The organism is Pseudomonas sp. KT_2_4, from assembly GCF_041410225.1.
Lineage (GTDB): Bacteria > Pseudomonadota > Gammaproteobacteria > Pseudomonadales > Pseudomonadaceae > Aquipseudomonas > Aquipseudomonas paracarnis.
The window spans coordinates 5,384,360-5,411,259 of record NZ_CP166962.1; the positions used below are offsets into that span (position 1 = coordinate 5,384,360).

The following is a 26,900-nucleotide window of genomic DNA, read 5'->3' on the forward strand; positions in this document are numbered from 1 at the left end:
CCTGATGGCCCAGAAGATCATTCGCGTAGGCGACATCGAGATTGCCAACGACAAGCCCATGGTGCTGTTCGGCGGCATGAACGTGCTGGAAAGCCGTGACATGGCGATGCAGGTGTGTGAGGAGTACGTGCGGGTCACCCAGAAACTGGGTATCCCTTACGTCTTCAAGGCCAGCTTCGACAAGGCCAACCGTTCGTCCGTGACCTCCTATCGCGGCCCGGGCCTTGAAGAAGGCATGCGGATCTTCCAGGACATCAAGCAAGCCTTCGGCGTGCCGATCATCACCGACGTCCACGAGCCTGAGCAGGCTGCCGTGGTCGCCGAGGTGTGCGACATCATCCAGTTGCCGGCCTTCCTGTCGCGCCAGACCGACCTCGTGGTCGCCATGGCCAAGACCGGCGCTGTGATCAACATCAAGAAAGCCCAATTCCTCGCTCCTCAGGAGATGAAACACATCCTGAGCAAATGCGTGGAAGCGGGTAACGACCAGTTGATCCTCTGCGAGCGGGGTTCGAGCTTCGGCTACAACAACCTCGTGGTGGACATGCTCGGTTTCGGCATCATGAAACAGTTCGAATACCCCGTGTTCTTCGACGTGACCCATGCGCTGCAAATGCCCGGTGGTCGTTCGGACTCCGCTGGCGGGCGACGTGCCCAGGTGACGGACCTGGCCAAGGCGGGCATGAGCCAGTCCCTGGCGGGCCTGTTCCTTGAAGCTCACCCGGACCCGGACAACGCCAAATGCGATGGCCCGTGCGCCCTGCGCCTGGACAAGCTGGAGCCATTCCTGGCCCAACTCAAGCAGTTGGACGAGCTGGTCAAGAGTTTTCCGACGGTAGAGACCGCGTAACTGGCATTTCTCCGGTAGAATTTCCCACGCTTTACGCTCAGGCCCCCGGGCCTGAGCCTTGTCGTCTGCAAGCCTGCCCCGTTGTTCCACCCTTGCGGTCGGTCAAAAGATTTCCTTCAGCTGCGTCGTTTTCGTCAACTTTGGAGTGTTTACAACAATGGCAAAAATCGTCGACATCAAAGGTCGTGAAGTTCTCGACTCCCGTGGCAACCCCACCGTCGAAGCCGACGTGCTTCTCGATAACGGCATCATCGGCAGCGCCTGCGCGCCGTCCGGTGCTTCCACCGGTTCGCGCGAAGCGCTGGAACTGCGTGATGGCGACAAGAGCCGTTACCTGGGCAAGGGTGTACTCAAGGCTGTAGCCAACATCAACGGTCCGATTCGTGACCTGTTGCTGGGCAAGGACCCGCTGGACCAGAAAGCCCTGGACCACGCGATGATCAAGCTCGACGGCACTGAAAACAAAGGCAGCCTCGGCGCCAACGCCATTCTCGCGGTGTCCCTGGCAGCTGCCAAGGCGGCTGCGCAGGACCAGGACCTGCCGTTGTACGCACACATTGCCAATCTGAATGGCACCCCGGGCGTCTACTCGATGCCGGTGCCGATGATGAACATCATCAACGGTGGCGAGCACGCAGATAACAACGTCGACATCCAGGAATTCATGGTACAGCCGGTTGGCGCCAAGTCCTTCTCCGAAGGCCTGCGCATGGGTACCGAGATTTTCCATCACCTCAAAGCTGTACTGAAGGCTCGTGGCCTGAGCACTGCCGTGGGTGACGAAGGCGGTTTCGCGCCGAACCTGGCCTCCAACGAAGACGCACTGAAAGTCATCTCCGAAGCCGTGGCCAACGCTGGCTACAAGCTGGGCACCGACGTGACCCTGGCCCTGGACTGCGCCGCCAGCGAATTCTATGAAGACGGCAAGTACAACCTGTCCGGCGAAGGCCAGGTGTTCAACTCCGAAGGCTTCGCTGAATACCTCAAAGGCCTGACCCAGCGCTACCCGATCATCTCGATCGAAGACGGCCTGGACGAGTCCGACTGGGATGGCTGGAAAATCCTCACCGACAAGATCGGCGAAAAAATCCAGCTGGTGGGTGACGACCTGTTCGTGACCAACACCAAGATCCTGAAAGAAGGCATCGACAAGAAGATCGCCAACTCGATCCTGATCAAGTTCAACCAGATCGGCACCCTGACCGAAACCCTGGAAGCCATCCAGATGGCCAAGGCCGCGGGCTACACCGCCGTGATCTCCCATCGCTCCGGCGAAACCGAAGATTCCACCATTGCCGACCTGGCCGTGGGTACTTCGGCGGGCCAGATCAAGACCGGTTCCCTGTGCCGTTCCGATCGCGTGTCCAAGTACAACCAATTGCTGCGCATCGAAGAGCAGTTGGCAGGTAAAGCCAAGTACAACGGTCGCGGCGAGTTTCGCGGCTAAGCAGTAAATGGTAAAAAGTCGGCGGATTGCGTCAGAAATCTCACGTCAGTGTGAATTTCGGCGCTAATCTGCTGACTGACAAGCGCAAGCCTGGTTTTTCCAGGCTTTGTGCTATCAGTTGCTGCAAAAGGTTTGCATGACTGTCTTTTTTCACTGGATACCCGGATTTCGATGCGCAGTCCCAATTGGTTGTTCCTCGTCTTACTCTTGTTGCTGGCTGGCCTGCAGTACCGCCTATGGGTCGGTAATGGCAGCTTTGCGCAGGTGGAAGAGCTGACCCAGCAAATTGCCGACCAGCGTGCCGAAAACGAACGCCTGCTGGAGCGCAACCGTGTCCTGGACGCTGAAGTGCTTGAGCTGAAAAAAGGCACGGAGACCGTTGAAGAGCGGGCTCGTCATGAACTGGGCATGGTCAAGGAGGGCGAGACCCTCTACCAGTTGGCCCAATGAGCCACGATTTACCGGCCTTCTGGGCCGTGATTCCTGCCGCGGGCGTCGGTGCCCGTATGGCCGCAGACCGTCCCAAGCAGTACCTGCAACTGGGCGGGCGCACTATTCTCGAACACAGCCTCGGCTGTTTTCTCGACCACCCACGCCTCAAGGGCCTGGTGGTCAGTCTTGCAATTGACGATCCTTATTGGCCCACCTTGGCATGCGCCACTGACCCGCGTATCCAGCGTGCCGACGGGGGCTCGGAACGTTCCGGCTCGGTGCTCAATGCGCTGCTGCAACTCAACGCCCTGGGCGCCAGTGATGACGACTGGGTGTTGGTGCACGACGCTGCGCGGCCTAACCTGAGCCGTGATGACCTCGACAAATTGTTGGCGGAACTGGCTGACGATCCGGTAGGTGGCCTGCTGGCGGTGCCGGCGCGCGACACCCTCAAGCGTGTCGACAAGCATGGCCGTGTGGTGGATACCGTTGATCGCAGCCTGATCTGGCAGGCTTACACGCCGCAGATGTTCCGCCTGGGCGCCTTGCATCGCGCCTTGGCCGACAGCCTGGTGGCCGATGCGGTGATCACCGATGAAGCGTCGGCCATGGAATGGTCCGGGCAGGCGCCGCGCCTGATCGAAGGGCGTTCGGACAATATCAAGGTGACTCGGCCGGAAGACCTGGAGTGGTTGAAGTTGCGCTGGGCTAACCGGCGGTAACCTGTCAGACCGGGTCTGCTTCATCGCAGGCAAGCCAGCTCCCACATTTGATCGCTGCCACATCAAACAACACGTCCAACTGTGGGAGCCGGGCTTGCCCGCGATGAGGCCGGTGCAGACCACCTCAATTCAATGCTTGTACTCCGGCCTCTGCGCCAACCCCACCTTCAAAAAGTCCACCAGCTTCCTCACCTTCGGCGACAAATGCCGCTGCTGCGGATACAACGCCCACACCGCAGTATTTGGCGGTTGATGAGCCTCCAGCAACGACACCAACGCCCCGCTGTGCAGATGCTCCAGCACGTAGTAATCCGGCAACTGGCACAAGCCCATGCCTTGTAACGCCGCATCCAGCACCGCTTGCCCGCTGTTGCAGCGCCAATTGCCTTGCACGCGCTGGGAAAATTCCCGCCCATCCTGGGCCATTTGCCAGATATCCGAGCTGCCAATCAGGCAGTTATGCCGGCTCAACTCCGACAAACTGTGTGGCCGACCGTACCGTTCGAGGTAGGAGGGCGACGCGCATAGGTACATGCGTCGAGGTGCCAGGCGGCTGGCAACCATGCGCGAGTCTTGCAGGCGTCCCAGGCGGATGGCCAGGTCGAGGCCTTCATGCACCAGGTCCAGCGAGCGGTTGGTCAACTCGATGTCCACGCGCAGTTGCGGATAGTGCGCCATGAATCGTGTCACCAGCGGCACGATAAAGCGTTCGCCATAGGCCACGGCGCAGGTCATGCGCAACATGCCCTTGGGTTCGCTGGTCAGGTCGCCCACCGCCCGCAACGCTTCCTCGCGACCGTCCTGCAGGCGTTGGCAGTGCTGCAGGAAGGTCTGACCGGCTTCGGTCAAAGTCACCTTGCGCGTACTGCGGTACAGCAATCGGGTTTGCAGGCGTTCTTCAAGGCGCGCCACTTGCCGGCTGACATGGGATGAAGACACCCCCAACCGTTCGGCCGCCGCCGTGAACTGGCTGCATTCGGCCACCGCGACAAACTCGTCAATGCCTTCCCAGCGGTTCTCCAGCATGGTGATTGTCCCTGTACAGCAATAATGTTTTGCTTTAGTCCGAATTATTCATCAATAGGTGATGATTTACACTCACCGTCTCAGTTTTTAACCCGATGGAGAAACCCGGATGATCAAGTCCCGTGCCGCCGTAGCCTTCGAGGCCAAGAAGCCCCTTGAAATTGTTGAAGTGGATGTCGCCATGCCCAAGGCTGGCGAGGTGCTGCTGCGGGTGGTCGCGTCCGGCGTGTGCCACACCGACGCCTACACCTTGTCGGGGGCGGACCCGGAAGGCATCTTCCCGTCGATCCTCGGCCATGAAGGCGGCGCAGTGGTGGAAGCCATCGGCGAGGGCGTAACTTCGGTGGCTGTGGGCGATCACGTGATCCCGCTGTACACCCCGGAATGCGGCAAGTGCAAGTTCTGTCTGAGTGGCAAGACCAACCTGTGCCAGGCCATTCGCGCCACGCAGGGCAAGGGCTTGATGCCGGATGGCACCACGCGTTTCTCCTACAAGGGCCAGCCGATTTTCCACTATATGGGCACCTCGACGTTCTCCGAGTACACCGTGCTGCCGGAAATCTCCGTGGCCAAGATTCCTAAAGAAGCGCCGCTGGAAAAAGTCTGCCTGCTCGGTTGTGGCGTCACCACTGGCATCGGTGCGGTGATCAACACCGCCAAGGTCAAGCCGGGCGACACCGTGGCCGTCTTCGGCCTGGGCGGTATTGGCCTGTCGGCGATTATCGGTGCAGTCAAGGCCAAGGCCGGTCGCATCATTGCTATTGATATCAACCCGGCCAAGTTCGAAATCGCCAAGCAACTGGGTGCCACCGATTGCATCAACCCGAAAGACTACGACCGCCCAATCCAGGACGTGATTGTCGACCTGACTGACGGCGGCGTGGACTTCTCTTTCGAGTGCATCGGCAATGTGCAACTGATGCGTGCGGCCCTTGAGTGCTGCCACAAAGGCTGGGGCGAGTCAGTGATCATCGGCGTGGCCGGTGCTGGCCAGGAAATTGCCACTCGCCCATTCCAGCTGGTCACCGGTCGCGTCTGGCGTGGTTCGGCGTTTGGTGGCGTGCGCGGTCGTACCGAATTGCCAAGCTACGTGGAAATGGCTCAGTCCGGTGAAATTCCGCTGGATACCTTCATCACCCACACCATGGGCCTGGAAGATATCAACAAAGCGTTTGACCTGATGCATGAAGGCAAGAGCATTCGTACCGTCATTCACTTCTGAGGTCGGCCATGAGTCTGGAAAACCTGTCATGCCAGAAGAGCTTCGGCGGCTGGCATAAACGCTACAAGCATCATTCCGATGTGCTCGGTTGCGACATGACCTTTGCCGTCTACCTGCCTCCGCAAGCGGAGCAGGGCGGCAAGCTGCCGGTGTTGTATTGGCTGTCCGGTTTGACCTGTACTGACGAAAACTTCATGCAGAAGGCCGGCGCCCAGCGCATGGCCGCCGAGTTGGGCTTGATTATCGTCGCGCCGGACACCAGCCCCCGTGGCCCCGGCGTGCCGGGCGACCCGGACAATGCCTGGGACTTCGGCCTCGGCGCCGGCTTCTACCTCAATGCCACCCAGGAACCCTGGGCCAAGCACTATCGGATGCATGACTACGTGGTGCAGGAATTGCCGGCACTGGTGGAGGTGCATTTCCCTGCGTCGGATAAACGCGGCATCAGCGGCCACTCCATGGGCGGTCACGGTGCGCTGGTCTGTGCGCTGCGCAACCCTGGACGTTACCTGTCGGTGTCGGCATTTTCGCCGATCAACAATCCGATGGACTGTCCGTGGGGCCAGAAGGCCTTTTCCCGTTATTTGGGGGAAGAGCGCTCGAAGTGGCGTGAATGGGATGCCTGCGTGCTGATCAGCGAAGCCTCGGAAAAGTTGCCGCTGTTAGTGGACCAGGGCGATCGCGACGATTTCCTCGCCGTTCAGCTCAAGCCCGAAGCCCTGCTGCAAGCAGCCAAGGCAGCCAACCATCCGCTGGAACTGCGCCTGCAGCCTGGCTACGACCACAGCTACTTCTTCATCGCCAGCTTCATCGAAGACCATTTGCGGCATCATGGTCGTGCTTTGCTCGGTTAATCTGAGGCAAAAGTAGGTAGAATCACGCCCTGAATTAAATCGGGGCGTTTTTTTATGCGTATTGGCCACGGCTACGATGTGCACCGTTTCGCTGAAGGCGATTTCATCACCCTGGGCGGCGTGCGTATTGCACACCACCATGGGTTGCTGGCTCATTCTGACGGCGACGTGGTCTTGCACGCCTTGAGCGATGCCTTGCTCGGCGCGGCTGCATTGGGCGATATCGGCAAGCACTTCCCGGACACCGATCCCACCTTCAAGGGCGCGGACAGCCGTGTGTTGCTGCGCCATGTGGTCGGCCTGATCCATGCCAAGGGCTGGAAGGTTGGCAACGTCGATAACACCATCGTCGCCCAGGCGCCGAAAATGGCCCCCCATATCGAAGCGATGCGCACAGCGATCGCCGCAGACCTGCAAATTGAATTGGATCAAGTCAACGTGAAAGCCACCACCACCGAAAAGCTCGGGTTTACCGGTCGTGAAGAGGGCATCGCGGTGCACTCCGTCGCCTTGTTGCTGCGCGCATGAACGACCTGCAACTGCTGGGCCCGAGGGCCTATGGCGAGGCCCTGGGCAGCGCGGTACTCAAGGCCACAGCCGAAGACTTCCAGGTTGATGAGGTGCTGGACATCCCGCTGACCGGCGACGGCGAGCACCTGTGGCTGTGGGTGGAAAAGCGCGGCTTGAACACTGAGGAAGCGGCACGGCGTATCGCCAAGGCTGCTGGGGTGCCATTGCGCACCGTCAGCTATGCCGGGCTCAAGGACCGTCAGGCCCTGACCCGCCAGTGGTTCAGCGTGCAATTGCCCGGCAAGGCCGACCCGGACATGAGCGGCGCAGAAAACGACACCCTCAAGATCCTGAAAACCGCCCGTCACAAACGCAAGTTGCAGCGTGGGGCTCATTCGGCCAACGGCTTCACCTTGCGCCTGACCCAACTGGTCGGCGACACCGCTGCCATCGACGCACGTCTGCAGTTGATTGCCCGGCACGGCATCCCCAATTATTTCGGCACCCAGCGTTTTGGCCACAACGGCGGCAATGTGGCGGATGCTCGCGAGTGGGCTGCCCGCAAGGCCCTGCCCGAGCAGCGCAACGTGCGCTCGCGCTTGCTGTCCACCGCTCGCAGTTACCTGTTCAACCAAGTGTTGGCGGCTCGCGTCGCCGACGGTTCATGGCAGCGAGCCCAAGTTGGCGATCTGCTGGCGTTTACCGACAGTCGCAGTTTTTTTCCGGCCGGGGAAGCTGAGTGCAGTGACCCGCGCCTGGCGATTCTGGACCTGCATCCCACCGGCCCGCAGTGGGGCGAGGGCGATTCACCGGCGAAAGGTCTTACATACGAGCTGGAACAATCTGTCGCCGCTGGCGAAGCTGACCTACGTGATTGGCTGGTGAAGGCGGGAATGAGCCAGGAACGTCGCATTCTGCGACTGCCCATTGGCGGGTTGACGTGGCATTATCCCGGGCCTGACATTCTGCAATTGGAATTCGTCCTGCCGGCCGGATGCTTCGCCACTGTCTTGGTGCGCGAGCTTGTTGATCTGGTGCCGGTGGGGCAGACGGACAGCCCATGCGTATTCTGATATCAAACGATGACGGTGCCACCGCACCCGGTCTTGCCGCGCTCCATGCTGCGCTGCAGGATTACGCCGAGTGCGTGGTGGTTGCCCCCGACCAGGACAAGAGCGGCGCCAGCAGTTCGCTGACGCTCGACCGTCCGCTGCACCCGCGGGTCCTGGCCAATGGCTTTATCAGCGTTAACGGCACCCCCACCGACTGCGTGCACCTGGCGATCAACAGTCTGCTGGAGCACCAGCCAGACCTGGTGGTCTCGGGGATCAACCTGGGCGCCAACCTGGGTGATGACGTGCTGTATTCCGGTACCGTGGCGGCCGCCCTTGAAGGGCGCTTCCTGGGCCGCACCGGCTTTGCCTTTTCCTTTGCCTCGCGGCAATTGGATAATCTGGCGACGGCGGCGTATTACGCGCGCAAGCTGGTGGAGGCCCATGGCTCCCTGGACCTGCCGCCGCGTACGGTGCTCAACGTCAATATCCCCAACTTGCCCCTCGACCATATTCGCGGTATCCAACTCACGCGCCTGGGCCATCGCGCCCGTGCTGCGGCGCCCTTGAAGGTGGTCGACCCACGAGGCAAGGAAGGATACTGGATCGCCGCGGCCGGTGACGCCGAAGATGGCGGCGAGGGCACGGACTTTCATGCGGTGATGCAAGGCTATGTCTCCGTTACCCCGTTGCTGTTTGATCGCACCTTCAGTGATGCCTTCAGTGGCCTTGATGGCTGGCTGGAGGGACTGCGTTGATGGCTCGTGAACAAGACGACTTGTTGCGCCGCGGCATCGGGATGACCTCCCAGCGCACCCGGGAGCGGTTGATCCAGCGTCTGTATGAAGAAGGCTTGTCCAACGCACAGGTGCTGGAAGTAATCCGACGCACGCCGCGGCATCTGTTTGTTGATGAGGCACTGGCACATCGCGCCTATGAAGACACAGCGTTGCCCATCGGCCACAACCAGACCATCTCTCAGCCCTATATGGTTGCGCGTATGAGCGAGCTATTGCTGGCGGCGGGGCCGTTGGACAAGGTGCTGGAGATTGGTACCGGCTCTGGCTATCAGACGGCCGTGCTGTCGCAATTGGTAGAGCGAGTGTTTTCGGTCGAGCGCATCAAGGTGCTACAGGACCGGGCCAAAGAGCGTCTGGTGGAGCTGAACCTGCGCAACGTGGTATTCCGCTGGGGCGATGGCTGGGAGGGCTGGCCGGCGCTGGCGCCCTACAACGGTATCATCGTCACCGCCGTGGCCACCGATGTGCCGCAAGCCTTGCTGGATCAATTGGCACCTGGCGGGCGGCTGGTCATCCCGGTGGGCTCCGGCGAAGTGCAACAGTTGATGCTTATTATCCGTGAGGACGAAGGTTTTTCCCGGCATGTACTCGGTGCCGTGCGTTTCGTCCCCTTGCTCAACGGCCCGCTGGCCTGATCATTTATTCGCGGGCAGTGAATTCTGTAAGCGGGGATGTGTCTTACGGCGGGGTCTATTGAATCAACACACCTGGCAGCCACGATTAAACATGATGAATTTTTCCTTTCAGTCAGGTGCCAGTAAAAAGCCAATGCCCAGTTATACTTGCGTCATATTTCAAGCCTGATCCAGGCGTTAACGTTCAGCCACCACAAAGGGAGCGGCGGGTGAGTCTCACAGGTCCTGCGCAGCGAATGAGTAAAACAAGCTTTCAGCGACTGGTGCTTGGCCTTGTCTTGAGTTCCTTATTGGCAGCCTGCTCGAGCACGCCATCCGGCGGTGCGCGGGTCGTTGACCGTACCAACGCAACCCCCCAGAGACCTACGGTCACCACTGGCCAATACGTGGTGCGCAAAGGCGACACCCTGTTCTCGATTGCCTTTCGTTACGGCTGGGACTACAAGGCGCTGGCCGCCCGTAACAACATTCCTGTGCCGTATACGATCCATCCGGGGCAGACCATTCGTTTCGATGGTCGCTCAGGTTCTGCACCTACGGCAGTTGTGACAAAGTCGGGATCTTCGCCATCGTCCTCGAGCAAGACCACCATCATTACCCGGCCTGCAGGCAGCGCCGCGCCTACGGTTGCGAGCAAGCCGGCACCCGCGCCGTTGCCACCCGCCGGGCCTGCGCCGGCCGGTTGGGGATGGCCCTCAAACGGAGTGTTGATTGGAAAATTCTCTTCAAACGGTAGTTTGAATAAAGGCATTGATATCGCCGGGGATTTGGGACAGCCTGTTTTAGCTGCGTCTGATGGGACAGTGGTGTACGCCGGGAGTGGTTTGCGGGGCTACGGCGAGCTGGTCATCATCAAGCACAGCGATACCTACGTCAGTGCCTACGGTCATAACCGCAGGTTGTTGGTTCGGGAGGGGCAGCAGGTCAAGGTCGGACAGACGATTGCCGAAATGGGGTCAACGGGCACAGACCGGGTGAAACTGCACTTTGAGATTCGCCGCCAAGGGAAGCCTGTAGATCCGCTGCAATTCCTGCCCCGTCGTTGATGTGTTGCACAGCCTGTTCCCTCACGTAGAAGGAACAGGCTCCAGCGTTGCCAAGGATAGAGGCGTCGCTTGAGCTTGAGGTCGAACTCACCAAAGGACTATAACAATGGCTCTCAGTAAAGAAGTGCCGGAGTTTGACATCGACGATGAGGTTCTCCTTATGGAGGCCGGTATCGATTTGGAAACGATGTCAGATAATGAAGGGGTATCACCACCTTCAGTTCGCACCAAATCCAAGAATGCTGCCGCGTTGAAGCAGCACAAGTACGTTGACTATACGCGGGCGCTCGACGCAACCCAGTTGTACCTCAATGAAATCGGCTTTTCCCCTCTGTTGACCCCCGAAGAAGAAGTCCATTTTGCGCGTCTGTCGCAAAAGGGCGATCCGGCTGGGCGTAAGCGCATGATTGAAAGCAACCTGCGCCTGGTGGTGAAAATCGCCCGACGCTACGTCAATCGTGGGCTGTCCCTGTTGGACCTGATCGAGGAGGGCAACCTGGGCTTGATCCGGGCTGTGGAAAAATTCGACCCTGAGCGGGGCTTCCGTTTCTCCACCTATGCCACCTGGTGGATTCGCCAGACCATCGAACGGGCGATCATGAATCAGACCCGCACGATCCGGTTGCCGATCCATGTGGTCAAGGAGCTCAACGTCTACCTGCGGGCGGCGCGTGAGCTGACGCAAAAACTCGATCATGAACCTTCGCCTGAAGAGATCGCCAACCTGCTGGAAAAACCGGTAGGGGAGGTCAAGCGCATGCTCGGCCTTAACGAGCGTGTCTCTTCGGTCGATGTCTCGCTGGGGCCGGACTCGGACAAGACCCTGCTGGACACCCTGACCGATGATCGTCCGACGGACCCTTGCGAGCTGTTGCAGGACGATGATCTTTCCCAAAGTATTGACCAGTGGCTCTCAGAGCTCACGGACAAGCAGCGTGAAGTGGTGATTCGCCGCTTCGGCCTGCGCGGTCATGAGAGCAGCACCCTGGAGGATGTAGGTCTGGAGATTGGTCTGACCCGTGAGCGGGTGCGGCAGATCCAGGTAGAGGGCCTCAAGCGCTTGCGCGAGATCCTGGAGAAGAATGGCTTGTCGAGTGAGTCGTTGTTCCAATAACGATTGGTAGGGCAGCGATGACAAAACGCCCGATGCATGTGAATGCATCGGGCGTTTTGCTGTGCCCTGATCGTTCCCACGCAGAGCGCGGGAACGATCAGGCATAAAAAAACCCCGCTTTTAAGGGCGGGGTTTTTTCGACTAAGTCAGTACAAGTTAGATAACTTGAACTTCTTCAGCTTGCATGCCTTTCTGACCGCGGGTAGCGATGAAAGAAACCTGTTGGCCTTCTTTCAGGCTTTTGAAGCCGTCGGATTGGATAGCTTTGAAGTGAACGAACAGGTCGTCACCGGATTGTGGAGTGATGAAGCCGAAGCCTTTTTCATCGTTGAACCACTTAACGGTACCAGTTTGGCGATTAGACATGGTGTATCTCCTTGGACAAAGTTAACTGCGACTCAGGAAAAGCCCTGGCCGAGACTGAGTGCAAAGAGCAGGAAAAATTCTTGGAGATGGTTGGATCGAAATTCAACATATCGTGTAGAGATTCTCAGTGACACAAGCAGCACAGTGGCGCCACCTTAACCCTTTTTCCGGAACGTGCCAATGGTATTTCCGAAGGTTTCTCTATTTTCGTGACTGGCGGTGGTATTTACAGTCATTGGCGCCTGCCGTCCGGGTCCCGGCCACGCTCGCTATGGCTTATAACCGGCCGTGCATTGATCAAGAAAACCCGTACGGCCTTTGAACCCCAACGCCGGCCCCGGTAAGATGGCCCACAGATTTTTTTCGCCTCGCTATTCAGGACACCGCCATGAGCATCAAATCGGACAAGTGGATTCGCCGCATGGCGCAGGAACACGGCATGATCGAGCCGTTCGTCGAACGTCAGATTCGTGGCGAAGGCGACGAGCGCGTGATTTCGTACGGTGTTTCCAGCTATGGCTACGACGTGCGTTGCGCCGATGAATTCAAGGTGTTCACCAACATCAATTCGGCGATCGTCGATCCAAAGAACTTCGACGAAAAGAGCTTCGTCGACGTCAAGAGCGACGTGTGCATCATCCCGCCCAACTCTTTCGCCCTGGCGCGCACCGTGGAATTCTTCCGTATTCCGCGCGACGTGTTGACCATCTGCCTGGGTAAAAGCACCTATGCCCGCTGCGGCATTATCGTCAACGTCACACCGCTCGAGCCGGAGTGGGAAGGCCACGTGACCCTGGAATTCTCCAACACTACCACCTTGCCGGCGAAAATCTACGCCAACGAAGGCGTGGCACAGATGCTGTTCCTGCAGTCCGATGAGGCTTGTGAAGTGTCTTACAAGGACCGTGCGGGCAAGTATCAGGGCCAACGCGGCGTCACTCTCCCACGCGCTTGATCGAAAGCGCCTACGGGTAAAGGGAATTTGTCTGCAGAAAGTGACTCTATCTAGGTGTACTGCTTCGGCGCGTGTGAAACGCGCCGGGCCATACTTGAGGAGTACCTTATGAAGATCGACCCGCGAATCAGCGCAGAACTCGCCCGGCTTGAACCCAACCAGATTGGTGTTCTGGCCTGGTCCTTGATGGCCAACCCCGCGCACGCGGGGGGCATCCCTGGTCAACCCGAACCTGATTACCCACAGCCTACCGAACCGGGTGAGCCGACCTTACCGGACGAGCCGCCACCCGCGCCCGTTGCCTGATCCCTGAGCAGGCCTTATCGATCATTGAATCGGCCAGACCTGGTGATCGCCGATCACATAGATTCGGCGGTCTGGGGCCTGCTCCACGGCATAGCCCCCTGTAAACGCGCCAAAGGCTGGCAGCAGGCTTACCCTCCCGCCGACCTGGAAGCACGGCAGGCGTAGCCGTTGGCGCCCTTTACCGCGCAGGTGGTACACAGGATGCACATGCCCCGCCAGTACATGATGGCTGGCATGGGCGTCGGGCTCATGTTGCAAGGCGAAAGGGCCCATCAGCAGAGGCTCCGCGACCACGTCGATGCGCAAGTCCAGTGGTGGGTCGCCGGCACGTTTGTCGTGATTGCCGCGAATCAAGATCAATGCCAGTGTGCGATTGCGCTCACGCCAGGCCCGGATTGCGTTCAGGGTGCCGCTGGCGTGAGAGCCGGGGCCGTGCAGGAAATCGCCGAGAAAGATCAACTGTTCGCAGGGTAGGGCCGATAACAGCCTGTCCAGGCCTTCCAGGTTGGCCGTAGTCGTGCCCTGTGGCACCGGCTGCCCCAGGCTGCGATAGGCCGACGCCTTGCCAAAATGCGCGTCGGCGATCAGTAAACATTTACGCGCGGGCCAGTACACAGCTTTCTGCGGCAATAGCCATAGCTCTTCACCTTCCAGTGTCAGTGGGTAATGCATCAGCCTTGCCCTTTGTCGGCGACTTTTTCCAGGTCCTTGACCATCCGCGCGATGCGCTCCGAGAGTTTTTCCGAGCTCATGCTTTCGCGCATCCGTTCTACCAGCAGCGGAAAGGCCAGGGGCGTGGGCCGCTGGATCCTGTGCAGGTCCAGCTTCAGCGTCGACAGATGATTCAGCGTCTGTTCCAGTCGGCGAATATCCAGCTCGTCCCGCAGAACTTCTTCTCCTGCCTGGGCCAGCAGCAGATTTTGTGGGTCATATTGCTTGAACACTTCAAAGAACAAACCACTGGAAGCCTGCACTTGTCGCGTGCTTTTTGGCGCGCCGGGATACCCGGCAAATACCAGCCCGGCGATTCGCGCAATCTCGCGAAAGCGGCGCAGGGCCAGTTCGCCGGCATTGAGGCTGGCGACCACATCCGCCAGCAGGCCTTGGGGGCTCAGCAACCTTGTATTCAACAACTGGGGCCACTGCACCTCGGTGGCGCTCAACAGCTCCAGGCCATAATCATTCACCGCAATCGAAAAGGTCAGCGGCTGCTGCTGGCTGACCCGCCATGCCAGCAAACTGGCTAGGCCCAGGTGTACCTGGCGGCCAGCGAATGGGTACAGAAACAGGTGCCAGCCCTCTCGCGACCGCAGGGTTTCAGCCAGCAAATGCGCGCGGGTCGGCAGCCCGGACCAGCGCAATTGGGTATGCAGCAACGGTTGCACCGCCTTCATCTCTGGGCCGTCGAAGTGCCCATGCGCGGCGGCATCAAAACGCTCGACCACCGCCTGGGCCAGTTCGTTGGAAAGGGGCATGCGCCCGCCATTCCAGCGTGGCACGGCGGCTTTTTTCGCGTTGCTGCGGCGTACGTAAGCGGTCATGTTTTCCACGCGCACCAATTCCAGCAACCGCCCCGCGAACAAAAACCCATCCCCCGGCTTGAGCCTTGCAATAAAGCCTTCCTCGACACTGCCCAGGTTCTTGCCGCCGCCGCCTTTGCTCCAGAACTTGAGCTGGATGCTGGCGTCACTGACGATGGTGCCCACGCTCATGCGGTGGCGGCGTGCCAGGCGGGCATCCGGAACGCGCCAGATGCCGTGCTCATCGGGCTCCACCCGGCGGTAATCCGGATAAGCGGTGAGTGACAGGCCACCATGGCGCACAAACCCCAGGGCCCAGGCCCAGTCCGCTTCGGTGAGGTCGCGATAGGCCCAGGCGCCGCGCACTTCGTCGAACAGTGCCGCCGGCGTAAACCCGCCGCCCAAGGCCATGCTGACCAAGTGTTGGACCAGCACATCCAGCGGCTTGTACGGTGATTCCCGCGCTTCGATGCGCCGTTGGGCGATCGCATCCTGGGCGGCTGCGGCTTCCACCAGCTCCAGGCTGTGGGTGGGCACCAGCGTTACCCGTGAGGGCCGCCCTGGCGCGTGGCCGGAGCGCCCGGCGCGTTGCATCAGCCGCGCTACGCCCTTGGCGGAGCCGATTTGCAGCACCCGTTCCACCGGCAGGAAGTCAACGCCCAGGTCGAGGCTGGAAGTGCACACCACTGCCTTGAGCTGTCCATCTTTCAACGCTCGCTCCACCCAGTCCCGGGTCTCTCGCGATAACGAACCGTGGTGCAGGGCAATCAAGCCGGCCCAGTCCGGACGAGCGCCCAGAATCGCCTGGTACCAGATCTCGGATTGCGCGCGGGTGTTGGTAAATACCAGGCAACTGCTGCTGGCCTCTACCTCGGCGACCACTTGCGGCAACATCTTCAAGCCGATATGCCCGGCCCAGGGAAAGCGCTCGGTGACGGGCGGCAGCAAGGTGTCGACCTTCAGTGCCTTGGCCGTTTGCCCCTGTACATTGATGCCGCCGCCCTGTGGGGCCAGTACCTCCAAGGCGTGGGCCTGATTACCCAGCGTCGCGGAAATACCCCACACCATCAACTCAGGATGCCAGCGCCGCAAGCGTGCCAGTGCCAGTTGCAACTGCACGCCACGCTTATTGCCGATCAGTTCGTGCCATTCATCCACGATGACCATGCGCAGGTGCGCCAGGCTGGTTTCACTGTCGGCACGGGCCAGCATCAGGGTCAGGCTTTCCGGGGTGGTGACCAGGGCGGTGGGCTGGCGGCGGGTCTGGCGTGCGCGTTCGCTGCTGCTGGTATCGCCGGTGCGCAGGCCCACGCTCCAGGGAATGTGCAGGGCCTCCAGCGGTGCTTGCAGGGCGCGTGCGGAGTCGGCGGCCAGGGCGCGCATCGGCGTGATCCACAGGACGGTCAGCGGCTGGGCAGGCGGTTTGCGCTTGCTTGTAGCGGGCGGGCGGGTAATGGCGAAACGGTTGAGTGCGGCAAACCACAAGGCATAGGTTTTACCCGCCCCGGTGCTGGCATGCAGTAACCCCGACTGGCCGGCCTTGACCGCGGCCCATACCTCTTTCTGAAAGGCGAATGGCTTCCAGCCTTGGGTGGCAAACCATTGCTTGGCGAAGTCGTGGGTTTTTGCCATGCGGCAGCGGACGCTCTGGAGGGGTTAGTTCAAAGACCCTTCAAGCAGTGCCGACGTTCCAACTGTAGGCGCGGGCTTGCCCGCGAACAAAGCCCAGGCGCCGCGTTTAATCTGGAGGCCCGCGTTATCGTTGACGATTTTGGCGAGCAAGCTCGCGCCTACTTCAAATTGCCACTCAGAAACTGCTGCAGGCGTTCGCTTTTCGGATTGCCCAGCACATCCTCCGGCAAGCCCTGCTCCTCCACCAGACCCTGGTGCAGGAACAGCACCTGGCTTGAAACCTTGCGCGCAAAGCTCATCTCGTGGGTCACCATGATCATGGTGCGGCCTTCCTCGGCCAGGCCCTGGATCACCTTTAACACTTCGCCCACCAACTCCGGGTCCAGCGCCGACGTGGGTTCATCGAACAGCATCACCTCCGGCTCCATGGCCAGGGCGCGGGCGATGGCGACACGCTGCTGCTGGCCGCCGGAGAGGAATGCCGGGTATTGATCAGCCACCCGCGCCGGCAGCCCGACTTTGTCCAGGTAGCGGCGGGCACGGTCTTCGGCGTCCTTCTTGCTGCAACCCAGCACGCGGCGGGGGGCCATGGTGATGTTTTCCAGCACGCTCATGTGGCTCCACAAGTTGAAGTGCTGGAACACCATCGCCAGCCGTGTGCGCAAGCGTTGCAGCTCGGCGTCGTCAGCCACCCTCATGCCCTGGCGATCGCTGACCATGCGGATCGCTTGGCCGTCCAGGGTCATGGCGCCATCGTTGGGGGTTTCCAAAAAGTTGATACAGCGCAGGAAGGTACTCTTGCCTGAGCCACTGGCGCCGATCAGGCTGATCACATCACCGGTCTTGGCCTTGAGCGACACACCTTTGAGCACTTGATTGTCGCCATAGCTTTTGTGCAGGCCTTCAACGGTCAGTTTGTACATGGGGCATGCATCCTCAAGGCGAAAGTAGATAACCGCTGCGGTAGGCCTGTGTGCCGGCGACATGGCAGATCACCATGCCGGCCGTGGCCATGCGGCGTAGCGAACGGGCGTAAAGCAGCCCGGCGTGCTGGCAGTGCACAGGCGTTACGCGGTCTGTAATGGGGTCGATGATGTCGGCGACCCATTGCCCGGCCTCCAGGTATTGGCCTGGCAGGGCGTTGAATACCAGCAAGCCACCCACCGCCGTGGTCACCGGCTCCACCGCCGCCAACGGCGTAGCCGGGTAGGCCAGGGCAGGCAAGGGGGCTGCATTGCCGCGAATGGCGCCGAAGTGGATCAAATAATCAATGATGGCCTGGCAGTCCAGCGCGGCGAGGCCGTGGTTGACATCGCCCTGGCCACGCAGCTCGACGGTCACCGACAAGCTGCCCATGGGGATCGGGTAGCGTTCGCCGAAGCGTTGCTGCAACTGCCACCACACCAGGGTGAAACACTCATCAAAAGACTGCCCGCCGGAATCGGTGGCCAACAGGTTGGCCTGCGAACCCAGGTAGCGCGCCAACGGCTCTACCTGTGGCCAGGCTTCGGGCGTGGTGTACAGGTGCGTCACGGCTTCGAAGTCGCAATGCAGGTCCAGCACCACGTCGGCATCACAGGCCAGGCGTTGCAGCACCAGGCGTTGGGAGTGCAACTGGGTCTGGGCGGTGTGCGCGGCCAGGGCGTGGGACAGTGCGCTGCGGATCAATTGGGCATTGCGCTGGGGATCATCGCCCAGCAGGTCTTCGACCTGGTTACCGACGTCTTCGCTGAGATCGACGAACAGGCGATTGAAGTTCTGCCCGCTTTCCAGTTCGTAGCGGCCCAAGGGGATATCCATCAATACCTGTTCCAGGCCCACCGGGTTGGCGACGGGCACCAGCACGATTTCGCTACGCAAGCGCCCGGCCGTTTCAAGTTCTGCCAGGCGCGCCTTCAGATGCCAGGCCACCAGCATGCCCGGCAATTCATCGGCATGCAGGGAGGACTGGATGTACACCTTGCCTTCGGGCTGCTGCGGGCCGAAGTGAAAACTGTGGATCTGCCGCGCCGTGCCGGGCACCGGCGCGATCAAGTCATGTAGCTGATGGTGCATGCAAACTCCTTAGTGGCTCGGCCCGAGAAAGGCCAGCCAACGGCGTTCCGCCAGGCGAAACAGGCCGACCAGGGCAAAGGTCACCGTCAGATAGATCAGTGCGGCAATGCCAAATGACTGGAAGGTCATGAAGGTGGCGGAGTTGGCATCCCGGGCCACTTTGAGGATATCCGGGATCGTCGCGGTAAAGGCCACGGTGGTCGAGTGCAGCATCAGGATCACCTCGTTGCTGTAGTAGGGCAACGAGCGTCGCAACGCAGAAGGCATGATCACGTAGGCGTACAGCTTCCAGCCGCTTAGGCCATAAGCCTTGGCCGCCTCGACTTCGCCGTGGGCCATGCTGCGGATCGCCCCGGCGAAAATCTCGGTGGTGTAGGCGCAGGTGTTGAGGGCGAAGGCGAGGAGGGTGCAGTTCATCGCATCGCGAAAGAACGCATCCAGCACCGGTTGTGCTCGTACGGCGGCAAGGCTGTAGATGCCGGTGTAGCAGATCAGCAGTTGGATATAGAGCGGCGTGCCACGAAACAGGTAGGTGTAGAACTGCACGGGCCAACGCACCAGGCGCTTGCGCGAAACGCGGGCGATGGACAGCGGGATCGACACCAGAAAGCCGATGACCAGTGAGGCGCTGAGCAGCCACAAGGTCATGGCCAGACCGGTGATGTGCTGGCCGTCGCTATAAAGAAAGGGGCGCCAGTATTCCTGCAATAGCTCGATCATCGCACGGCCTCCCGGGCGCCTGCGGAGTAGCGACGTTCAAGTCGGCGCAAGACAAAGTTGGACGCGCTGGTGATCAACAGGTAGATCAGCGCCGCCAGCACCAGGAAATAAAACAATTGATAGGTGCTCTTGCCAGCGTCCTGGGCGGCTTTTACCAAGTCTGCCAGGCCGATGATCGACACCAGTGCGGTGGCCTTGAGCATCACCATCCAGTTATTGCCGATGCCCGGCAGCGCAAAGCGCATCATCTGCGGGAAGGTCACATAGCGAAACCGCTGTCCGCGCTTGAGCCCGTAAGCGGTGGCGGCTTCGAGTTGGCCACGGGGCACGGCGAGGATCGCACCGCGAAAGGTTTCGGTGAAATACGCACCGTAGATAAAGCCCAGGGTGATCACCCCGGCGCTGAACGGGTCGATCTCGATGTATTCCCATTCCATAAAGTCGGTAAAGCCACTGAGCCAGGTTTGCAGGCTGTAGAAAATCAACAGCATCAGCACCAGGTCCGGTACCCCGCGAATCAGGGTGGTGTAGAGCTGGGCGGGGATACGCACAATGGCCAGGCTGGACAATTTGGCGCTGGCGCCGAGCAGGCCCAGCACTACGCTGACGGCCAGGGACAGCACCGACAACTTGATGGTCATCCAGGTGCCTTGCAGCAACAGCGGGCCGAAACCCTTCAGGCTGAATGCGCTCAGCCCGAGGGTTTGCAACAGATCTTCGAACATAAATCAGGACCTATGGCGATAAAAAAGCGCCCCACCCGAAGCAGGGCGCCCCAGGCATTATTTGCCGCTGTACAGGTTCAGATCGCCAAAGTGTTTCTTCTGGATAGTGGCGTAGGTGCCATCATCGTGTAACGCTTTGATACCTTTATCCAAAAGCGCCTTGAGTTCAGTGTTACCTTTTTTGATACCGATGGCGGTTTTCGACGGCAGCAGCGGGTCGTCGATAGCGGCGCTCACTTCATAGCCAGCACCGGCGGGCGACTTGAGAAAGCCCAGTTCGGCTTGCAGCATGTCCTGCACGGAAGCGTCGAGGCGCCCGGAGGTCAGGTCGGCGTACACCTGGTCCTGGTTGGCGTAAGCCTTGGTGGTCACCCCGGCTTTATCCAGTACGGCCTTGGCGTAGGCTTCCTGGATGGTGCCTTGCTCATAACCCACGGATTTGCCCTTGAGAGATTCTGGCGTCGAATAGCCAGCGCCTTTCTTGAACACCAGCGAAGTCGGGCCGGAGAACAGCTCGGAGGAGAAGTCGATGGCCTTCTCGCGCACTGGAGTCACGGTCATCGACGAAATCACGCCATCGAATTTATTGGCTTTCAGGCCCGGGATCATGCCGTCGAAGTCACTTTCGACCCACTTGCACTTGACCTTCAGCTCTGCGCAGATCGCATTGCCCAGGTCGATATCGAAGCCCACCAGGCTGCCGTCGGCGGCCTTGGATTCGAACGGTGCGTAGGAAGGGTCGACACCAAAACGCAATTCCTTGTATTCCTTGGCTGTAGCAACACCAGCAGCCATGCACAGAGCCAGTGCAGAAAGGGTCAGCAATGCTTTTTTCATTAGGTAATCCCTGGAAACCAAGATAAGCGCTTGTGGCGCGATTAGGACTGTTACTGAACGGTGTCAGACCCACCACAAGTAGCAATTTCTGCACCATAGTTCCGGATGGGCTTTTTAAACGGTGGGGTAAGGCAGTTCCAAGTGTAGGCGGTGCCCAAAAATGGGCATGGAATTTCCAGTGCACCATTCTGGATCTTTCATTTATCAAGAAGGTGGGAGGTGGATCAGGCCAACAGGTCTTGTAGCGTGGCCAGGTTGTCCGCTTCCTCCACCGCCTTGTCCTGGCGCCAGCGCAGCATCCGCGGAAACCGCACCGCAATTCCGCTCTTGTGCCGCTTGGACAGAGCAATCCCTTCAAAACCCAGCTCAAACACCATGCTCGGCGTCACGCTGCTGACCGGGCCGAACTTCTCCACTGTGGTTTTGCGCACAATGGCGTCGACCTTGCGCATTTCCTCGTCGGTCAGCCCGGAATACGCCTTGGCGAACGGCACCAGAGTGCGCTCGCTGCCTGGCGGGCCGTCCCATACCGCGAAGGTGTAGTCGCTGTAGAGGCTGGCGCGCCGGCCATGGCCGCGCTGGGCGTAGATCAACACGGCGTCGACGCTGAAGGGGTCGACCTTCCACTTCCACCACAGGCCCATGTCCTTGGTGCGGCCCACGCCGTAGAGGCCGTTGCGATCCTTGAGCATCATGCCTTCCACGCCCAGGCTGCGAGAGGCGTCGCGCTGCTCGGCCAAGGCTGCCCAGGTCTTGCCTTCCAGCAAGGGCGAGGGCAATAACACCGGTTGGTTGCACGCAGCGATGACCTGTTCCAATTGGGTACGGCGTTCGGCTTGGGTGTGGTTGCGCCAGTCGTCGCCCTGATACTCCAGCAGGTCGTACGCGAGCACCGCCACTGGCGCATCCTCAAGAACTTTTTTACTCAAGGTTTTACGGCCAATGCGCTGTTGCAGCAGCGCGAAGGGTTGCACCGAGTCTTTCCACACCACGATTTCGCCATCAATCACCGTACCATCGGGCAGGCCACTGACCAGGCTGTGGAGTTCAGGGAAACGTTCAGTCAGCAACTCTTCCCCGCGAGACCAGACCCACAGGCGGCCCTCGCGCTTGACCAGTTGTGCGCGAATGCCATCAAACTTCCATTCCACCTGCCAATCGGCGGGTGAACCGAGCAGGGTGTCGAATTGCTCCACCGGTTGCGCCAGCCCGTGAGCCAGAAAAAACGGATAGGGTTGCCCGCCACGTTGCGCGTGCTCGTCGGATGATTCGGCGGCAATCAGCTTGAGGTAGCCTTCGGCTGTGGGACGGTTCGACAAATCGGTGTAGCCCACCAACCGCTGCGCCACGCGCTTGCTGTCGAGGTCGGCCATGGCAGCGAGGGCGCGGGTCACCAGCAGTTTGGATACGCCCACCCGAAAGCTGCCGGTGATCAACTTGATGCACACCATCAGGCTCGGTTGGTCCAGTTGCGCCCACAGCGCCGGCAGCCGGTCTGCAAGGTCCAAGGGTGGCAGACCGCGCAGGGGCAGCAGTTTTTCTTCCAGCCACACGGCCAGGCCGTCTTCGGATGTGTAGGTGGATTCTGGCAGGAGCAGTGAGATCGTCTCGGCCAGGTCACCTACGGACTGGTAGCTCTCTTCGAACAGCCAGGGTTCGATGCCGGCCGCTTCGGTGGCCATGTCCCGTAGCAGGCGCGTCGGCACCAGTTGCCGTGGCCTCCCGCCGCTGAGAAAGTACACCGCCCAGGCCGCATCGGCTGGCGGCGCCTGCAGGAAGTAGGCTTGCAGAGCCGCAAGCTTGGCATTGCTGGAAGTGGTGGCGTCGAGGTTGGCGTACAGCTCGGCGAAGGCTTTCATGCAGTAGCCTCTTCTTCGTCATCGCCGTATTCGGTGCTGAAGCCTTGGGCATCCAAGCCCTTTTCCCGCAGGTGACGCACCAACACACCGACCGAACCATGGGTGACCATTACCCGTTGTGCGCCGGTTTGTTCGATGGCCCACAACAAGCCGGGCCAATCGGCGTGGTCCGAGAGCACGAAGCCACGGTCCACACCGCGTCGCCGTCTGGTACCACGCAAGCGCATCCAGCCGCTGGCGAAGGCGTCGCTGTAGTCGCCAAAGCGGCGCATCCAGGTACTGCCTCCGGCGGAGGGCGGGGCGATGATCAGGGCTTGGCGCAGCAGTGGGTCGGTCTTTTTGAAGTCGCCGGCATACAGGGTCTCGGGGATGTAGATGCCCGCTTCGCGGTACACCCGGTTCAACGGCTCGACCGCGCCGTGGCTGAGGATCGGGCCGATGCTGGCGTCCAGCCCATGGAGAATGCGTTGGGCCTTGCCGAAGGAATAACAGAACAACACGCTGGCTTTGCCGCTGGCGATATTGGCCTTCCACCAGTCATTGATCCCGGCAAAAATCTGCGCCTGAGGCTGCCAGCGGTAAATCGGCAGCCCGAATGTGGATTCGGTGATAAAGGTGTGGCAGCGCACCGGTTCGAAGGGTGCGCAGGTGCCATCGGGCTCGACCTTATAGTCGCCGGACGCCACCCAGACCTCGCCCTGGTATTCCAGGCGCACCTGGGCCGAGCCCAGAACATGCCCGGCTGGATGAAAACTCAAGGTCACGCCGTGATGCACCAACCGTTCGCCGTAGGCCAGGGTTTGCAGGTTGATGTCCTGGCCCAGGCGCCAGCGCAGGATACCTTCGCCGGGGGCGGCGGCCAGGTAGTGTTGATTGCCGGTGCGGGCGTGATCGCCGTGGGCGTGGGTGATGACTGCACGTTCTACTGGGCGCCAGGGGTCGATGTAAAAATCACCGGCAGGGCAGTAGAGGCCTTCGGGGCGGGCGATGACAAGGTCCATGGGGGGGCCGGGGCGGTGGGCTTGTTAGTTATGAGGCGGGGCTGGGTGCAGAAGTTCTATCTGAATGCAGGTAGTACAAAGGTGGGAGTTGGCTTGCCTGCGATGACGGTCTGAAAGCCGACACCTATCTACCTGACACCCGACGATCCAACTGTGGGAGCTGGCTTGCCTGCGAAGGCGGCCTGACAGCCGAAGCTGTTATCTGTGTACATATCCATTTCTGCGGTAACGGCCACTTAGGGTTCCGCTTTTACAGCGGGTCACTTTTGGAAAAGAGCCCCAAAAGTAACCAAAAGGGCTCTTGCCCCACCACTCGGCACCTCGCTTGGGCTCGGTGTGCCCGTAATCCGCCAGTGATTTGGGGGGCCGCCGCCACGCGCCATCCATGGCGCGGGGCGGCTAAACCGGCATCCCTGCCGGTTTACCCCCCAAATCCCTGTCGAATTCCGGCCAGCGTGGTTTGACGGGGCGCTTAAGATCAAAATCAAAAGCAGATCAAGAGCGACTCGCTTCGCATCGTGGTTACCGTCGGCTGCTATCGCAGCAAGCCACACAGCGTTATCCGGTTTCGTCAAGGAAGCCCGGTTACTTACCGGGCGTCAGGGTCAACCTTGTCTTGCCATACACCTTTTCAAAGTTCTGCGGCTGCATCGGAAAGCTCAGGTATTGCGCCTTCAACGACGGGTCGATGCCGCTGACATAGTTCGGGCTGGCCGGGTTGCCGGATTGGCCGATGCCGCCCTGGCCCATCATCGGTTCCGCCTGGCCGAAGTCGATGATCATGCGCAGCGCCGACACCTGGGTCGCGTTGAAGTCCTGGCCCCAGCTATAGGGCGCCGGGTTCAAGGTGTTGTGGTCGCCACCGCTGGCAAAGGGGCCGCGGAGGACCTGGCCGCTGGTGTTTTTCCATGTGGTGCTGTGCAGCTTGCCCCACTGCCAGGCCTTGTGATCGGCGCCCAGTTGGCTGTCGCCAGTAGTGATGGCGGCGGCCAGGGTGCGGGCCAGGATCGCGGGTTTGTCTTCTTTTTGCGGTGTACGCGTGTCATCCCAGAACGGGCTGTCTTCACGTCCCAGCAGATGGTCGGCGATGGCCGAGTAGGACAGGCTGGCGTTGCTGACGAAGGCTTTCCAACTGGCGCTGTTTTCCGGGCCGAGTTTGTCGAGGAAGATCTGCCGGGCGCTTTCCTGCAGGAACAATTCATAGATCGCCGCGTCAGCCGAGGTGGTTGCCAGCCGACCATCGAAGGCCATCAGGCGCTCCAGTGCTTCGCGGGCCTTGGCACGCTCCGCTGCCGGCAGGGCCTCGATGGCCTGCTTGAGGGGCTGGGCCATGCCGGGTGCCTGGAACATGCCCTTGAGCTTGGCGGCGAAGAGGGTGGTCTGGTCGTATTGCATGGCAATCAGGCTGCGGCTGTCATGCTTGCCGGCGTTGGCCAGTTGCGCCAGGCGTTCGCTGCGCTCCGGTGCATCCCAGGCGTTGGACAGTTGCATACCGTAGCCACGCGGCGCGGTGCGCTGGTTGGCGGTGCCGATCCAGCCTTGGGCCGGGTCCTGGTCGTACGGGTGCAGCATCGCGTCGGCGTAGCCGTCCCAGTCAAAGCGCGTGTCCCAGCCCGGCGATGGCAGCAGGCCTTCGCCTTCGCGGCGGTTGGGGAAGCGGCCGGTAACCTGCCAGCCGATGTTGCTGGCGTCGGCGAAGATCATGTTCAGGGCGATGGCGCGAATCTCGCGGGTAGCATCCGAGGCCTTGCCGGCGTTTTGTGCGCGGGACAGGTCGAAGAACGCATCCAGGCTCTTGTCGTCCTTGAAGTCGGCGGTTTGCAAAGCCAGGCCTAGACCGCTGGTGAGCGCCTGGCTGCTGTTGAGCAGGGCGCCGTGGCGGGTTTCGTACACCACTTCGCGAATCGAGCGCTGGCCCTTGATGAAGAAGGTTTCGTTGCGCACGCCGGCCGGCAGCCATTTGCCGTTGTTCTCGTAGTAAAGCGCGTTGCCCTGGCGTTTGACCTTCTCGAGGAACAGGTCCTGGGTGTCGCCCTTGACCGCGCTCATGCTCCACGCGACCTTGCCGTTGAAACCCGACAGCAGGGTCGGCAGGCCGGCAATCGAAGCACCGACAGCCTGGTATTTGGGCGCACGAATCTGCACGTAGTTCCACGGCGACGGTGCTTGTGGCTGCGCGGCGATGTCGTTGGCCAGCAGGCTCTTGCCGCTGCGGCTGCGTTGCGGGCCAATGGCCCAGTTGCTTGAGGTGGTGACGCCCAGGGCATTAAGGCTGCGCAATTGCTGGCCCACCGTCTCTAGCCCGGCGAGGCCGGTGATCTGGCTCAGGTTGACGCCTTTGAGCTTGTCGGCTTCGGCCAGCGGGACGGGTTCGTCCGGTGCGCTTGGGGTGAGCCAGGCGAGTTTGTCGACGCCGACCTTTTGCGCCAGCACCAGGGCCGAAAGCTCCTCCTGCAAGTTGCTCGACTGGCTGAAATTGAGCAGGCAGAACAGCAGCGCCGAATCTTCCGGCTTCCAGTACTCGGGCTTGTAGCCGCTCTGGGCCAGGTCCGTCGGCAACTTGTCGCGATAACGGAACAGGTAGGCGTTGACGCCTCGGGCATACACTTCAAAGAAGCGTTTGAGGCGCGGCGACGAGGCGTTGTACAACTCGCCAGCGTTTTTCTTGAGGTTGACCGCCCGCATGAAACGGTCGACGTCCAGCACTTGCGGCCCCGACATTTCCGCCAGACGGCCCTGGGCCAGCAGGCGCAGCGTGACCATCTGGGTGATGCGGTCGCTGGCGTGCACGTAACCGAGGCTGAACAGTGCGTCGTGGAAGGTGTTGCTTTCGATCAGCGGCATGCCTTGGGCATTGCGGCGCACCGACACATTCTGTGCCAGGCCCTTGATTGGCTGCACGCCAGCAACGGGCGGCAGGGTGTCCTGGGTGTTCTGGAGCTGGCAACCGGCCAGGCCCAAGGCACTGACCACTGCCGCGGCAACGCCGAACCGGGGAAGAAAATGTAAGAGGGCTGGCGAGGCCATGGCAAAGCTCCTGCGGGGGGTAGCGTCAGTAAAGGCGATACGTTAGTGAGCGCGGCGAAACGACGCAAGCGGGAGTTTTGGGTTAAGCATTAGAACTTGAGTCAGGCGCAGACCTGTGTGGGAGCGGGCTTGCTCGCAAAAACAGTGTATCAGTCAGTGTCTGTATCAACTGACGGAACGCGTTCGC

26 protein-coding genes are annotated in these 26,900 nt (G+C 60.6%); 14 read left to right on the forward strand and 12 right to left on the reverse strand.

Features of this window, described 5'->3' with window-relative positions:
• The first annotated feature begins 4 nt into the window (after window positions 1–4).
• From kdsA to ispD, 4 genes are all read left to right on the forward strand, one after another.
• Entirely contained in the window at window positions 5–850 is an 846-nt protein-coding gene (gene kdsA, locus AB9N64_RS24735) for a 3-deoxy-8-phosphooctulonate synthase (RefSeq protein ID WP_003189190.1), read from the forward strand.
• A 157-nt stretch (window positions 851–1,007) separates the two neighbouring features.
• Window positions 1,008–2,297, forward strand: a complete 1,290-nt coding sequence (eno, locus tag AB9N64_RS24740) for a phosphopyruvate hydratase (RefSeq protein ID WP_003189193.1) — start codon at window positions 1,008–1,010, stop codon at window positions 2,295–2,297.
• Between the two features lie 171 nt (window positions 2,298–2,468).
• Window positions 2,469–2,747, forward strand: coding sequence for a cell division protein FtsB (gene ftsB, locus AB9N64_RS24745; protein ID WP_003189195.1), 279 nt, complete (start codon window positions 2,469–2,471; stop codon window positions 2,745–2,747).
• Window positions 2,744–3,451, forward strand: a complete 708-nt coding sequence (gene ispD, locus AB9N64_RS24750; protein ID WP_014717241.1) for a 2-C-methyl-D-erythritol 4-phosphate cytidylyltransferase — start codon at window positions 2,744–2,746, stop codon at window positions 3,449–3,451. Before ftsB ends, ispD begins: the two co-directional genes overlap by 4 nt.
• Window positions 3,452–3,580: 129 nt before the next feature.
• On the opposite strand, the gene AB9N64_RS24755 is transcribed toward ispD, so the two are convergent.
• Window positions 3,581–4,477: a LysR substrate-binding domain-containing protein gene (locus AB9N64_RS24755; RefSeq protein WP_019817856.1), complete on the reverse strand. Its 897-nt coding sequence runs from the start codon at window positions 4,475–4,477 to the stop codon at window positions 3,581–3,583.
• Between the two features lie 109 nt (window positions 4,478–4,586).
• Between AB9N64_RS24755 and AB9N64_RS24760 the strand changes: the two genes are divergently transcribed.
• The 8 genes from AB9N64_RS24760 to rpoS all read left to right on the forward strand — a co-directional run bounded on the left by AB9N64_RS24760 (window position 4,587) and on the right by rpoS (window position 11,710).
• Window positions 4,587–5,699: an S-(hydroxymethyl)glutathione dehydrogenase/class III alcohol dehydrogenase gene (locus tag AB9N64_RS24760; protein ID WP_014717243.1), complete on the forward strand. Its 1,113-nt coding sequence runs from the start codon at window positions 4,587–4,589 to the stop codon at window positions 5,697–5,699.
• Between the two features lie 8 nt (window positions 5,700–5,707).
• The gene (gene fghA / locus AB9N64_RS24765) at window positions 5,708–6,553 is read left to right on the forward strand and encodes an S-formylglutathione hydrolase (protein ID WP_014717244.1); all 846 of its coding nucleotides are present in this window, start codon (window positions 5,708–5,710) and stop codon (window positions 6,551–6,553) included.
• Between the two features lie 54 nt (window positions 6,554–6,607).
• Window positions 6,608–7,081, forward strand: a complete 474-nt coding sequence (ispF, locus tag AB9N64_RS24770) for a 2-C-methyl-D-erythritol 2,4-cyclodiphosphate synthase (RefSeq protein WP_003189207.1) — start codon at window positions 6,608–6,610, stop codon at window positions 7,079–7,081.
• The gene (gene truD, locus AB9N64_RS24775; protein ID WP_014717246.1) at window positions 7,078–8,136 is read left to right on the forward strand and encodes a tRNA pseudouridine(13) synthase TruD; all 1,059 of its coding nucleotides are present in this window, start codon (window positions 7,078–7,080) and stop codon (window positions 8,134–8,136) included. Before ispF ends, truD begins: the two co-directional genes overlap by 4 nt.
• Window positions 8,124–8,873, forward strand: a complete 750-nt coding sequence (gene surE / locus AB9N64_RS24780) for a 5'/3'-nucleotidase SurE (protein WP_014717247.1) — start codon at window positions 8,124–8,126, stop codon at window positions 8,871–8,873. The genes truD and surE overlap by 13 nt, the downstream gene beginning before the upstream one ends.
• Window positions 8,874–8,914: 41 nt before the next feature.
• On the forward strand, window positions 8,915–9,550 hold the full coding sequence (locus AB9N64_RS24785; RefSeq protein ID WP_169850588.1) for a protein-L-isoaspartate(D-aspartate) O-methyltransferase: 636 nt from the start codon (window positions 8,915–8,917) through the stop codon (window positions 9,548–9,550).
• 209 nt (window positions 9,551–9,759) lie between these two features.
• Window positions 9,760–10,596, forward strand: a complete 837-nt coding sequence (locus AB9N64_RS24790) for a peptidoglycan DD-metalloendopeptidase family protein (protein WP_014717248.1) — start codon at window positions 9,760–9,762, stop codon at window positions 10,594–10,596.
• 106 nt (window positions 10,597–10,702) lie between these two features.
• Entirely contained in the window at window positions 10,703–11,710 is a 1,008-nt protein-coding gene (gene rpoS / locus AB9N64_RS24795; RefSeq protein ID WP_003189214.1) for an RNA polymerase sigma factor RpoS, read from the forward strand.
• A gap of 156 nt (window positions 11,711–11,866) precedes the next feature.
• On the opposite strand, the gene AB9N64_RS24800 is transcribed toward rpoS, so the two are convergent.
• Entirely contained in the window at window positions 11,867–12,076 is a 210-nt protein-coding gene (locus AB9N64_RS24800; RefSeq protein ID WP_002554837.1) for a cold-shock protein, read from the reverse strand.
• 388 nt (window positions 12,077–12,464) lie between these two features.
• On the opposite strand from AB9N64_RS24800, the gene dcd reads away from it, so the two are divergent.
• Together dcd and AB9N64_RS24810 are read left to right on the forward strand one after the other, a co-directional pair.
• Window positions 12,465–13,031 (forward strand): dCTP deaminase, encoded by a 567-nt coding sequence (gene dcd, locus AB9N64_RS24805; protein WP_003189215.1) that lies wholly within the window; start codon window positions 12,465–12,467, stop codon window positions 13,029–13,031.
• A 108-nt stretch (window positions 13,032–13,139) separates the two neighbouring features.
• On the forward strand, window positions 13,140–13,337 hold the full coding sequence (locus AB9N64_RS24810; RefSeq protein WP_005785769.1) for a hypothetical protein: 198 nt from the start codon (window positions 13,140–13,142) through the stop codon (window positions 13,335–13,337).
• Window positions 13,338–13,358: 21 nt separating this feature from the next.
• Here AB9N64_RS24810 and pdeM read toward each other — a convergent pair whose 3' ends face one another.
• The 10 genes from pdeM to AB9N64_RS24860 all read right to left on the reverse strand — a co-directional run bounded on the left by pdeM (window position 13,359) and on the right by AB9N64_RS24860 (window position 26,713).
• Window positions 13,359–14,009, reverse strand: a complete 651-nt coding sequence (gene pdeM / locus AB9N64_RS24815; protein WP_020300973.1) for a ligase-associated DNA damage response endonuclease PdeM — start codon at window positions 14,007–14,009, stop codon at window positions 13,359–13,361.
• Complete coding sequence (locus AB9N64_RS24820) at window positions 14,009–16,489, reverse strand: ligase-associated DNA damage response DEXH box helicase (protein WP_371359745.1); 2,481 nt, start codon at window positions 16,487–16,489, stop codon at window positions 14,009–14,011. Before AB9N64_RS24820 ends, pdeM begins: the two co-directional genes overlap by 1 nt.
• 158 nt (window positions 16,490–16,647) lie before the next feature.
• On the reverse strand, window positions 16,648–17,412 hold the full coding sequence (locus AB9N64_RS24825) for an ABC transporter ATP-binding protein (RefSeq protein WP_014717251.1): 765 nt from the start codon (window positions 17,410–17,412) through the stop codon (window positions 16,648–16,650).
• 13 nt (window positions 17,413–17,425) lie between these two features.
• Window positions 17,426–18,544, reverse strand: coding sequence for a succinylglutamate desuccinylase/aspartoacylase family protein (locus AB9N64_RS24830; RefSeq protein ID WP_014717252.1), 1,119 nt, complete (start codon window positions 18,542–18,544; stop codon window positions 17,426–17,428).
• A 9-nt stretch (window positions 18,545–18,553) separates the two neighbouring features.
• Complete coding sequence (locus AB9N64_RS24835; protein ID WP_003189226.1) at window positions 18,554–19,264, reverse strand: ABC transporter permease; 711 nt, start codon at window positions 19,262–19,264, stop codon at window positions 18,554–18,556.
• Window positions 19,261–19,989 carry an ABC transporter permease gene (locus AB9N64_RS24840; RefSeq protein ID WP_014717254.1) on the reverse strand — a complete coding sequence of 243 codons (729 nt, stop codon included), beginning with the start codon at window positions 19,987–19,989 and terminating at the stop codon, window positions 19,261–19,263. The genes AB9N64_RS24835 and AB9N64_RS24840 overlap by 4 nt, the downstream gene beginning before the upstream one ends.
• Before the next feature lie 57 nt (window positions 19,990–20,046).
• A complete protein-coding gene (locus AB9N64_RS24845) occupies window positions 20,047–20,826 on the reverse strand; it encodes a transporter substrate-binding domain-containing protein (RefSeq protein WP_014717255.1) in 780 nt (259 codons plus the stop codon).
• Between the two features lie 224 nt (window positions 20,827–21,050).
• Window positions 21,051–22,685, reverse strand: coding sequence for an ATP-dependent DNA ligase (locus AB9N64_RS24850; RefSeq protein ID WP_014717256.1), 1,635 nt, complete (start codon window positions 22,683–22,685; stop codon window positions 21,051–21,053).
• Complete coding sequence (locus AB9N64_RS24855; RefSeq protein WP_014717257.1) at window positions 22,682–23,686, reverse strand: ligase-associated DNA damage response exonuclease; 1,005 nt, start codon at window positions 23,684–23,686, stop codon at window positions 22,682–22,684. Before AB9N64_RS24855 ends, AB9N64_RS24850 begins: the two co-directional genes overlap by 4 nt.
• 585 nt (window positions 23,687–24,271) lie before the next feature.
• On the reverse strand, window positions 24,272–26,713 hold the full coding sequence (locus AB9N64_RS24860) for a penicillin acylase family protein (RefSeq protein WP_371359747.1): 2,442 nt from the start codon (window positions 26,711–26,713) through the stop codon (window positions 24,272–24,274).
• Between the last annotated feature and the right edge of the window lie 187 nt (window positions 26,714–26,900).